10 protein-coding genes and 1 pseudogene are annotated in these 10277 nt (G+C 46.0%); 5 read left to right on the forward strand and 6 right to left on the reverse strand.

Features of this window, described 5'->3' with window-relative positions; translation table 11 throughout:
• Positions 1-213 (forward strand): integrase core domain-containing protein (locus L5L77_RS21965; protein WP_263186454.1); only part of this gene is annotated, 213 nt, incomplete at its 5' end.
• 53 nt (positions 214-266) lie between these two features.
• Here L5L77_RS21965 and L5L77_RS21970 read toward each other — a convergent pair.
• Positions 267-2444, reverse strand: coding sequence for a TonB-dependent receptor (locus tag L5L77_RS21970; RefSeq protein ID WP_263223414.1), 2178 nt, complete (start codon positions 2442-2444; stop codon positions 267-269).
• A gap of 424 nt (positions 2445-2868) precedes the next feature.
• On the opposite strand from L5L77_RS21970, the gene L5L77_RS21975 reads away from it, so the two are divergent.
• A complete protein-coding gene (locus L5L77_RS21975) occupies positions 2869-3060 on the forward strand; it encodes a DUF2986 domain-containing protein (protein ID WP_113941341.1) in 192 nt (63 codons plus the stop codon).
• Positions 3061-3079: 19 nt separating this feature from the next.
• On the opposite strand, the gene L5L77_RS21980 is transcribed toward L5L77_RS21975, so the two are convergent.
• From L5L77_RS21980 to L5L77_RS21995, 4 genes are all read right to left on the reverse strand, one after another.
• Positions 3080-3592, reverse strand: coding sequence for a M23 family metallopeptidase (locus tag L5L77_RS21980; RefSeq protein ID WP_168826445.1), 513 nt, complete (start codon positions 3590-3592; stop codon positions 3080-3082).
• A gap of 37 nt (positions 3593-3629) precedes the next feature.
• On the reverse strand, positions 3630-4220 hold the full coding sequence (locus tag L5L77_RS21985; RefSeq protein WP_263147834.1) for a hypothetical protein: 591 nt from the start codon (positions 4218-4220) through the stop codon (positions 3630-3632).
• A gap of 12 nt (positions 4221-4232) precedes the next feature.
• On the reverse strand, positions 4233-4898 hold the full coding sequence (locus L5L77_RS21990) for a CHAP domain-containing protein (protein WP_317629721.1): 666 nt from the start codon (positions 4896-4898) through the stop codon (positions 4233-4235).
• A 189-nt stretch (positions 4899-5087) separates the two neighbouring features.
• The gene (locus L5L77_RS21995) at positions 5088-6431 is read right to left on the reverse strand and encodes an anaerobic C4-dicarboxylate transporter (RefSeq protein ID WP_105251110.1); all 1344 of its coding nucleotides are present in this window, start codon (positions 6429-6431) and stop codon (positions 5088-5090) included.
• Between the two features lie 263 nt (positions 6432-6694).
• Here L5L77_RS21995 and L5L77_RS22000 point away from each other — a divergent pair, with 263 nt between their 5' ends.
• Together L5L77_RS22000 and L5L77_RS22005 are read left to right on the forward strand one after the other, a co-directional pair.
• Complete coding sequence (locus L5L77_RS22000; RefSeq protein WP_105251111.1) at positions 6695-7873, forward strand: PrnB family protein; 1179 nt, start codon at positions 6695-6697, stop codon at positions 7871-7873.
• Between the two features lie 4 nt (positions 7874-7877).
• A complete protein-coding gene (locus tag L5L77_RS22005) occupies positions 7878-8999 on the forward strand; it encodes an aminotransferase class V-fold PLP-dependent enzyme (protein WP_113941336.1) in 1122 nt (373 codons plus the stop codon).
• A 165-nt stretch (positions 9000-9164) separates the two neighbouring features.
• On the opposite strand, the gene L5L77_RS22010 is transcribed toward L5L77_RS22005, so the two are convergent.
• Entirely contained in the window at positions 9165-9488 is a 324-nt protein-coding gene (locus tag L5L77_RS22010) for a YceK/YidQ family lipoprotein (RefSeq protein WP_173242710.1), read from the reverse strand.
• A gap of 492 nt (positions 9489-9980) precedes the next feature.
• On the opposite strand from L5L77_RS22010, the pseudogene L5L77_RS22015 reads away from it, so the two are divergent.
• Positions 9981-10277: pseudogene (locus L5L77_RS22015) on the forward strand (hypothetical protein); the annotation flags it as partial.

The raw sequence follows: 10277 nt of genomic DNA on the forward strand, positions 1-10277 counted from the left end.
ACATGCTCAATGACAGACGGATATGACTGCTATCAAAATGCGTTAGCAGAGCGAGTAAATGGCATATTGAAGCAGGAGTTTTTAACACATAAGCCAGCAACGCTGCAGGAGGCACGACAGATGGTGGAAGAAGCGGTCGCCATCTATAATCAACGACGGCCCCATTTGGCCTTAAAATACAAAACGCCCGATGAGGTTCATCAGGCGTTTTAGGTGGAAATAAGTGTCAACTTATTTCAGGACTAGACACAAAATGGGCCTTTCACTTAGAAAGGCAAGGTGTAGCCTATTGCTGCAGTACGTCCCATCCCTTTGAAATAACGATCATTTGTACCCATGGTTTGTGAGTAATAATTGAAATAATCCTTATTAAATAGATTTTGCAAACCTAGGCTCAGGGTGCCAGTGTAAAGCGGCATTGAGAAGGAAGCATCGACTGTCGTGTAACCATCAAACTCTGCATACTTATTGCCCGCCGCGTTTTTAAAATCGCGGTCCATGTAGTAATTAGCTTGAACGCGGGTCGACATTTCATTATCGAAGCTATGGGTCCAGAACAGGTTGATACGGTTTGGCGAAATATTTGCACCATCGAGATCGGTATCGACTTGGCTATCACCATTTGAATCGTATTCGCCCTGCTGGAAGGCGATATTCATGCCGAGATCATCATTGCTGGTAATGTAGGCGGTGACATTGGCTTCAATACCATCGATCACACTCTTTTCGCGCTTCACGTCGTAGAAACCATCACTATTTAAGGCCAAACGTGAGCCAAAATCAGTGGCGGAACGATAGTAAGCTAGCTTAGCGCTTAAGTATTTACCTTGGTAATCGGCGCCGACTTCAACGTTATCTGTGACGATCGGTGTGAGCGCCAGTGAGCCATCTATGCTGGGATTGTCGCCGGGGAAGCTTTTACCATCACGCAGAATTCGGCCGATATCCGGCATGCCAAAACCTTGGTTATAGCTGGTATAAACGCGAATGTCAGGAGTGATTTTATAAGAGATACCGACGTTAAATAAGGTTTCATCGAAGGTGGCTGAACCGCCCGCAATTTGCTTATTGCCTGCACCCCATAGGGTTTTGTAGTCATCGACACTTAACTCGGCATGTTCGTAACGAACACCGGTCGATAAGGTTAAATTTTCAATTAAGTCATAATCTAACTGCAAGTATGGCGCAACGTTGTCATAGGTACTTTCGGGAACCCATGAAAAGCCTGTTTTTACTAAATCTTGCTCAGTGGTGTCGCGGAAAAGGTCGACACCGTAGGCCGCATCAATTCCTGAACCAGCAATATCCTTAGCGATTAAGGCGCTTTTTAAGCCCCATTTAACCGAAGAGTTACGCGATTGCTCGTAGTACAAGCTTTCACCTTTACTGCCGACACCGCATTGGATGACTTGGTCGCTGCCTTCGAAGGATGGATCGTAGAAGCTATCGAAACAGCCACCGCCATAAACCGCTTTAAAATCTTGATTAAAGAGTTGCAGGCTAAGTTGCTGGCCACCAATATTGGCGTGGGTGTAAGTCAAACTTGTGGTGGTCACTTGGTTGTTGGCGGCTTCCCATGGCTGAGTTTCTTTAACTGCACCTGTGGGGACACCATTGGGCTTGTCACCTGCAACGGGCATCCAATCACCATTGTTGTCTGCATTGTAATGGTTAACCATTAATTCAAGGCGAGACTCATCGAAGTTATGGCCAAGCTTGATGAAGAAGTCTTTACTCTGACTATCCATCGACTCGCCTTGAGTCGTGTCGACACCCACTACGTTATGATTGGCATCGTAATAGACGCCATTATTGCGGTAGCTAACCGAACCTATCATGTCGATAAATTCTGACTCGCCAGAAAACGCATAGCTAGCACCAAAGCTTAAGCCATTGGATTTCATTGAATCAGGCACTGTGACATCGAAACTAGCAACCTGTTCGCTGTCGCCTGTTGGCTTTTTAGTGATGTAGTTGATGATGCCGCCTTGGGCACCGAGACCGTGCATTGCATTGGCGCCGTGAATGATTTCGATGCGTTCAATCATGGCAGGATCTATAGTTTGTCCCTCTCTACCACCACTGCGAAGTGGGTTCGATTGAGGCACGCCGTCGATCATAATCAATGGCGGACGACCACGCAGGGTTTCACCTGTGTTACTCATCTTCTGGCGGCTCGGTGAAAAGCTAGGCGCTAAGTTACCGATAATAGTCGATAAATCTTTAGTGGTGCGGAACTGTTCTTCTAATTGGGCACGGTCGATGATAGTGACAGTATTGGGGATCGAGCTGGGAGATTTATCCATTCGACTTGCGGTGACAGTGATTTTTTCTATGTCTTTATTTTTGTTGTTTGGACTGTTGTCGGTGGCATCTTGGGCCGCAGCGGATTGGGTTAACGCTGCCAATACGGCTAAAGCAACAAACGAGGTTTTGAATGTCATATAACTTCCTGCTAAGGGCGAATGAGTTTGTTACACCGGCTCCCTTGGCATAGGTTAATATTCCATTAAATTGTATTACAAATGATAACGATTTTTATTATTCGCGATTTTAGGGGAGGAATTACAGCTTGTCTAGTCACGCCATACAGGAAATTGCATGATTTGACGACAGTATGAATAAATTGCGACACAGCACTCGGTATCGAGAGGTTTTACTGTAAAGGCCATGCATATAGTGCGAGTTCATGTCGGTAAGGCATTACCTTTTTTGGCATTTGTCTTTGATTTAGGAGACCTATGTTTTAGTCGCAGGTTTGATTATTTGATTGGATCACGCGTTTGCTTTAGTGCTTTCGATTGTCTGGCGCGTTGATGGAAGGCTATAATCGCGCCCCTTTATATCGTATCTTGCATTGGTGCCCTGATGAACCGTAAAAAGAAGATTAATCAAACCTTGAAGAGCAAGGCAAAAAAGGCCAATGCCAAACTGCAATCTAGCAATAAACCTAAATATATTGCGAAGGCAGAGAGAGAAGCATTAGCTGCGGCTGTTGAGCATGAGACCCCATCAAAAACCGCAGAACCTCAGCTTGATATTGCACTGCCAATAAGCTGATTAAAGTAAGTTGTTAAGCCTATAGTGCAGTTAAATACTCGATAGGGTTTTGATAAAAGGCCTTTTTATAACCTTGGGTTGAAGTATCCATCAGCCAAGGTTTAGGTAATAAGCTCAAAATGGAATAGTGCAAATGGGGCGGTTTACCTTGTGCATTGCCCGTATCGCCGACAGTGCCCAAAGTGTCACCTTGGTAGGCAATCAATCCTGTGGCTGATTCAATTTGTGCTAAATGGGCAAAGTAATGAATTTGCCATTTAGGACCTAAACCAACCACTACATTTCCTCCTTTGAAGAAGTCACCTCGATACAAGATCAGCATAGGCGTTGGCGCAATCACTGCGGTGTTTTTGGCGGCGAAAATATCTATCCCCTTGTGAACGCCCGATGGACCCCAAGGTTCATACCAAAAGGTTTGGCTGTTCCAATCTTTACTGCTGGCACCTTTTACTGGGATCGCGGGTGACTCAGGGATCAGATAACCACCAAGTAGCAGTAACGTCAGTGCTAATCCAACATATTTCAATTTCATTTTTTATCCTGCATTAAGTGTTTGCGTACCTTAAGTTTTAATGAAACTCGCTAAATTCCCGCCAACTTTCAGGATATTGCAAGTGCTCGGCTTCTGAGAGTGATAGCCAATAGGGGCGCCAAAAATAGCTGCACCAAAAGTCGATATTACCTTGAAGACTGCCGAGAGTATCGGGATCGATATTGGGAAAGCTTTCCCATGGATTGGGCGGGGCGGATTTGAATCTGATTAATGCTTCTAGCAAGGGTTTGTCATTGGTCACTAAGGTTATGCACACACCCGCAAAATCGTCATATTGGTTCAGTAATACGCAGGTCGCTTGGGTTGGGTGTTCGATAAAACCGTTAAAGTTGACCGTTTGCTCGGGCAATGTGTTAAAGCCTGCCTGGCTAAGTAAAGTGTTTAAGGCCTCTTTCCCTTGGTAAGTCAGCAAGCAATGCAATTGATAAGCAAAAATATCTTCTCTGTTCATAGGTACAACGAGTGGATAGGTTTGTATGATTGGCAAGCTGATATTGGGCATCTGGGTTTGATGAAAAACAGTGCGTAACTCAGTTTGTGGCCTAGATTGCTTGAGGCTATCACTATTACGCACAAGGCGTTGTTTAATCCAAGTTAATACTGACATTATTGTTATTTCTCAGTGAAGCTTACTGGGGAATGGCGTATTTGCGGATTCTGCAATCGGGGATGCCGTGATTTCCGGAGCCTGCCATCTTAACCAACCTTTTACTCGAGGCGCATCAATATACCAGAGGCCGTTTTGTTGAATTAATGCCAACCGTTCGCGTGATGGGCCAAAGGGGCCAGGATTTTGCTGAGCAATTTCAATACTGCTATCGGTAACTGAGGCAATGATCGCAACGTGACCATAGGGGTTAAATATCCATGGAGAAAACACGAGTAGATCATCCTGCATAGGTTTGGTCTGACTCGCATTAGTGTATTGCCGCATAGCGCGTTTTTCATTCCACATGCCATCGCTTAACTTGTTATCAAAAAAGTCTCTAGCATGGCCTAAAGCATCAGGCATTTTATGCTGGTAGCGTTGGTAAAAGTAGCGCTTAACAAATTCAACACATTGATATTGAATACCTAAGTTATAACCATCTATAGATAGGTTGCGTCCTGAATGGGTATTAACTCCTCCGTTATAATAGATATTAACCCCGTTTAGAGTGTCGATGACTTCTCCTACTTGATGGTGGGAATTAAAGTTAATCCGAGTTATCAGACTGTAGGCACAGTATACGAGCCCCATCAGTATCGCGAAAAAAGCTAATAGAATGGATAAGCGTCTAATCATCTTTAGTACGGCAAGCTAAAAAGAGTTGTTGAGTAAGATACTTATCTCACTTTCGGGCTGCGTATTTTATGTTCTGAAGAATATGGGCGTCTAGGGTATGGGTTTTATATTGGCACAGGTTAATACTTTTGGGTGATCTAAGGTTATCTAAAGCAAAGGCCGCATTAGCGGCCTTTGTTATTTTGGCGGTTAGAGTAAAGCGGTTGCGAGTAGATAACCGACAGCCGATGCTGTCGCTACACCGATAAAGCCTGGAATGATAAAGCTGTGGTTAATAATGAACTTACCTATTTTAGTCGTACCTGAACGGTCAAAGCCGATACAGGCCAGATCACTTGGATAGGTTGGTAGCACGAAATAACCGTAGCTTGCAGGGAGGAAGGCGATTAAGAGTTTTGGATCGACCCCTAAGGCGAGTCCCATAGGTGCGATTGCTGTGAGTGCTGCCGCTTGGCTATTAACAAGCTTAGAGATGAGAAACAGCACTAAGGCATAGGTCCAAGGCTGGCTTTGTACTACATGGGACAGGTTTTCCTGCAGTACATCCATATGGCTGATGAAGAAAGTATCGCTCATCCACGCCACACCAAATACTGAGAAAATTGCCACCATGCCCGCTTTAAAAACGGGACCGTTAGAGATGTTAGTCGGTTTGACTTTACAGGTCATCAGGATAAAAGCACCTGCAATTAACATCATCATCTGGATCACTAAGTTCATCGAGAGCAAGGTCGACTTACCTTTAACGTCAAAGGCGGGACGCAATTCACTAAATGAACCTAACAGTACCACAGCAGCGATAGCGGTGAAGAAAATCCCCGTTGCCCAGTAAGCTTCCTTCGGATATTTTTGATTTAACAGGGTTTCGCTCTTGTCATAGATAAAGGCTCTTTGGACTGGATCTTTAATGCGTTCTTGAAATTCTTCATCTTTATCTAAATCTTTACCACGACGCAGACTCCAAAGTGCAGCAGCCATGACACCGCAAAGCGATGCTGGCACTGACACCATTAAAATTTCGAGCAGATTGTAAGCACGGCCTACACCCTGTTGTGATGCCAGAATCGACACCATAGACACCACCGCTACCGACACGGGCGAAGCACAAATCGCCATTTGTGAAGCGACAGATGCCACCGCCATTGGGCGCTCTGGGCGAATATTTTTCTTCAGCGCGATATCGGAAATAATCGGGAACATGGTGTAAACCACATGGCCAGTACCGCAAAGGAAGGTCAGCGTCCACGTGGTCAGCGGCGCTAGAATCGTGATGTATTGTGGATGACGGCGCAGTAAGCGCTCGGCATACTGCATCATCACATCTAATCCCCCCGCGGTTTGCAATACGGCTGCACAGCCAATGACTGCAAGTATGGTTAGCATAACTTGTACTGGCGGTTGTCCCGGCGCTAAACCGAAAACAAAAATCAGTAAAAATAAGCCAATACCGCTGATGAGGCCGAGTCCCATGCCGCCGTAGCGGGTACCTAGCAGTAGGCAGCTAAGCACTACTATAAATTCCATTAAAATCATCCGATTTACCTCTGCGGAACTACCGCTTAGCTATTAGTTGAGTGATGAGTGTCTTCAGGAACATTCTGCGGAGTAAAAGTGTTTGAAAAATTGCGCTGGCGCATGGTGTAAATAAAAAATGGCATTAGTTTTTTCGGAAATTTGACCTAACGCTAGAAACACGTGGCGATAAGTTGCATTCTGGTTACGAGTTTTACGGATTGGGCTAACGCTTTGAGCTCACTCCGTTTAAAAGAACGATAACAATACTCAAGGATAAGCCCGTGAAACCAGCCACCTTTAATACCGAAGCCTTTGATGATTGGATCCGCAGCCGCTTTGTGGAACTCAATTCCGAGCTAGAACAGCTTTACTACCAACAAACAGATCGGGCCAATGTGCTCGATATCGGCGCAGAAGCTAAGTTGGCGCTGGAGAGCGAAGGGCGAGAGTTGATTAAGACCTTGCTCGATGAGGGGAATACTGATGAAGGTTTCGACAGTGCCTTCGATTTACTCGGCAATGTGGGCTTGTATATGGCGGCCTGTCGGCGCCATGAAATTACCGAGCCCTCGCGGGAAACGACATCGCCATTAGCTGAGGCTTCTGCGCTCGCCATGCATATTGGCGCTTCAATAGGCGTCACGCCGCGCTTTGCCACCGCACATTTAACTACTCACAATCGTGCCCACAATGGCATTTATAAGCGCTTTACCGATCTGAGCGCCGAAAAGCTGTTTGTGGATTACAATACTAAAGGCATTTTGGCCTATAAACGCGCCGCCGATGCCCTATTGAAGATCCAGCCTTTGGGCATTTCCCATCCCATCAGTCACGATTTACTGCGAGTCGCTAAACAGGCATTGCAAGATGTGATTGAGTCAAATACCCAATTATTTAATCGATTAGATACTGACCGTTTCTTTTACTGTGTTCGCCCTTACTACAAGCCTTATCGGGTGGGCTCAGTCATCTATCGCGGTGCCAATGCAGGGGATTTTGCGGGGATTAATGTCATCGATTTAACGCTAGGTCTTTGTTTCGCCAATGAAGCTTCCTACTCGCAAATGCTGGTGGACAAGTTTTTATACATGATGCCGGAGGATCAACAGATATTGCGCGAGTGCATGCGTCGGCCGAATTTGATGGATGACTTCCTGCAGGCAAAAGACTGCTCAACCCAAGATTGGTATCAAGAAAACTTGCGACTCTTTATCGAAGTCTGCGAATTACATGGCGAGACTGCGATTCAGCACCATAATGAGTTAGTGACTAAATATATTGCTGAGCCTTCGACAAGTATGGAGCAGCAGCATTTAGCTAAAGTTACCGCCAGTGGTCCGCCACTGCATGTGCTACTCGGCTCATTGGAGCGACTCAGAGACAGACGCGCCGCCGCTCAACGCAGCGATATTCGGACGCGTTATTGTGATATTAAAAAACTAAAAGAGAGTTTGAGATAACACTATGTTTGAAGATTTTAAAAAGGACTTTTACCTAGCAGGTCCAGGATATCTATTAAACCATTCCGTTGGCCGGCCATTAAAATCGACCGAGCAGGTCTTTAAAGAAGCCTTTTTTGCGCCTTGGCAGGAGTCGGGGCGTGAACCTTGGGGCCAGTGGCTGGGTGTGATTGATGATTTTACCTTTGCTTTATCTAAACTATTTAACGGCCACCAAAAGGATTTTTGCCCTCAGGTCAATCTTTCCAGTGCGCTGACTAAAATTGTCATGTCCCTCGACAGATTGAACCGCGAACACGCCGTTGTGTTAATGAGTGAGATTGATTTCCCCAGCATGGGTTTTGCCCTTAAAAAAGCGCTGCCTGCCAGTTGCGAAGTACGTTTTATTCCTAAAGGGCTCGATATCACCGACCCTAATGTGTGGGATGCGCATATCAGCCGCGATGTGGATCTGGTGTTTGTCAGCCATGCTTACTCGAATACGGGGCAGCAGGCGCCATTAGCCAATATTTTCACCATAGCCCGTGAGCGAGGCTGTTTGAGCTTAGTGGATGTAGCGCAATCGGCGGGGATTATTCCGCTGGATCTCGCGCGCCTACAACCCGATTTTTTAATCGGTTCGAGTGTGAAATGGCTCTGCGGCGGCCCTGGTGCTGCCTATCTTTGGGTTAATCCCGCCATATTGGATAGTTGTCAGCCTAAGGATGTTGGTTGGTTTAGCCACGAGAATCCGTTCGAATTTGATATCCATGATTTTCGTTACCAGCATTCCGCACTGCGCTTTTGGGGAGGGACACCATCAATCGCGCCTTATGCCATTGCCACCCATAGCATTCATTATCTTGCTGGTTTAGGTACTCCGTTGCTGCGTAAATACAATCAGCAATTGATTGATGCTGTGGCGCAAGAGCTCGACCATGAGTTTGTGTCGCCGCGGGATACTGAAAAGCGCAGCGGCACGCTTATTCTGCAGTTTGGTAAACAGCAGCATCAAATGATGACGGCATTGGCGAACGCGAATATTAGTGTCGACGCCCGCAGTATGGGGATCCGGATTTCTCCGCATATTTATAACAATATGGCTGATATCAAGTTGTTACTTGATGTGATTAAAGCAAATCGCTAACTTAAATGATTTAAAATGGCTTGCTAGGCTAGGTTGTACCACGTAATTACAACTAACAAGGCACAACACTCTGGGAGGCAAACCGCGACATGGTCGTTCCCGTATGCCGGCGTTAACTCACCGTCACACAGGCAACTTGAGGTTATTTATTGGGTGCGATCATGCTTAAATCTTATAGTCATAGCGGCAGACCATAGGTCGCGGGGTGTGGAGCTTGGGATCGCTGGGCGTGATCGCTAAATCTGCAGGTAGCATAACAGTATCGATGATCAACGCACTGCTCATATCAACGAGTGTCAGCGGGATGGTAAAGAGCAGTAAGGGTGGGGCCGCTAACGCGGAGATCATCATACACTCCTCGCCATTATCAACAGCCGTTTGCACACTTGAGAAAGAGTGACCCCAAGTTGAATTTTCTCCCATCCTCGACGTTATCGTTGCACATCCCGTGAGAGAACAGCACACGACCAACCAAGTCAACCAACGCATAACCACTCCATTGTTTATATGTGAAAAACTGCATTGCTTCGGTATGATCTACTCACTTGATCAACTGAGAGCGTTAGTGATGTGGAACCAGATCAGGTTTCATTTGACGCCAACCTGTTCTGTTTCAACAGCTTGGCATTCTAACTATATGATTATATCTGTCAATTATTCATCAACAGAAACGAGATACAACCAAGCTCAATAACCTAGTTGTTAACGGCGACTCTTGTTTTGGATTGGTATTAAACATGGAGGTTTGTATGCCGTGCCCTTGCAGAACTCAGATGAGTTTTGAACATACTCTTTAAAATCAGTCTCCACTTCCCTCACTGGCCATCTAGCTACTTTTATTACTTTCCTTAAAACTGTTTCAGTAAATATTCGCTTGAGGGTAGGCCGAGAGCATATTATGTTGCTGATTTAAAATGGATGACTGGATTTACTGCCTGGCGATGGCCACGCTACAAGTAGAGTCTACCGAGAGGTAACAGGATGAACAATAAAGCAGCGTCGCCGCAGTCGGCGTCGACAGAGCAAGAGACACAACCGTTGAACGACAGCCGGTATGAAGATTTGCCACGCAGTGAGTTCCTGCAATTACCCCAAGAGGAGCAAGACCGGCTCAATAAGCTACGTCAGCAGCGGGTGCGTGAGGCGCCCACCCTCTATGAGTGGGATATTAAGGTAGCGACCGTGTATGCCATGGGGTGGCTCGTTGTCATTATTCCCTGCGGTATAATGGTGCTGATTGGCTTGGTGGCACACTGGTATGAGTCTGACCAATGGTAT

It is taken from the genome of Shewanella sp. SM29 (assembly GCF_025654245.1).
Classification (GTDB): domain Bacteria; phylum Pseudomonadota; class Gammaproteobacteria; order Enterobacterales; family Shewanellaceae; genus Shewanella; species Shewanella oncorhynchi.

What these genes read in the sequence shown, in the direction of transcription:
- L5L77_RS21985 (WP_263147834.1), bottom strand. Translation starts at nt 4,220, where the DNA reads ATGTCAGTATTAACTTGGATTAAACAACGCCTTGTGCGTAATAGTGAT.
- L5L77_RS21990 (WP_317629721.1), bottom strand. Translation starts at nt 4,898, where the DNA reads ATGATTAGACGCTTATCCATTCTATTAGCTTTTTTCGCGATACTGATG.
- L5L77_RS21970 (WP_263223414.1), bottom strand. Translation starts at nt 2,444, where the DNA reads ATGACATTCAAAACCTCGTTTGTTGCTTTAGCCGTATTGGCAGCGTTA.
- L5L77_RS22010 (WP_173242710.1), bottom strand. Translation starts at nt 9,488, where the DNA reads ATGCGTTGGTTGACTTGGTTGGTCGTGTGCTGTTCTCTCACGGGATGT.
- L5L77_RS21980 (WP_168826445.1), bottom strand. Translation starts at nt 3,592, where the DNA reads ATGAAATTGAAATATGTTGGATTAGCACTGACGTTACTGCTACTTGGT.
- L5L77_RS22005 (WP_113941336.1), top strand. Translation starts at nt 7,878, where the DNA reads ATGTTTGAAGATTTTAAAAAGGACTTTTACCTAGCAGGTCCAGGATAT.
- L5L77_RS21995 (WP_105251110.1), bottom strand. Translation starts at nt 6,431, where the DNA reads ATGATTTTAATGGAATTTATAGTAGTGCTTAGCTGCCTACTGCTAGGT.
- L5L77_RS21975 (WP_113941341.1), top strand. Translation starts at nt 2,869, where the DNA reads ATGAACCGTAAAAAGAAGATTAATCAAACCTTGAAGAGCAAGGCAAAA.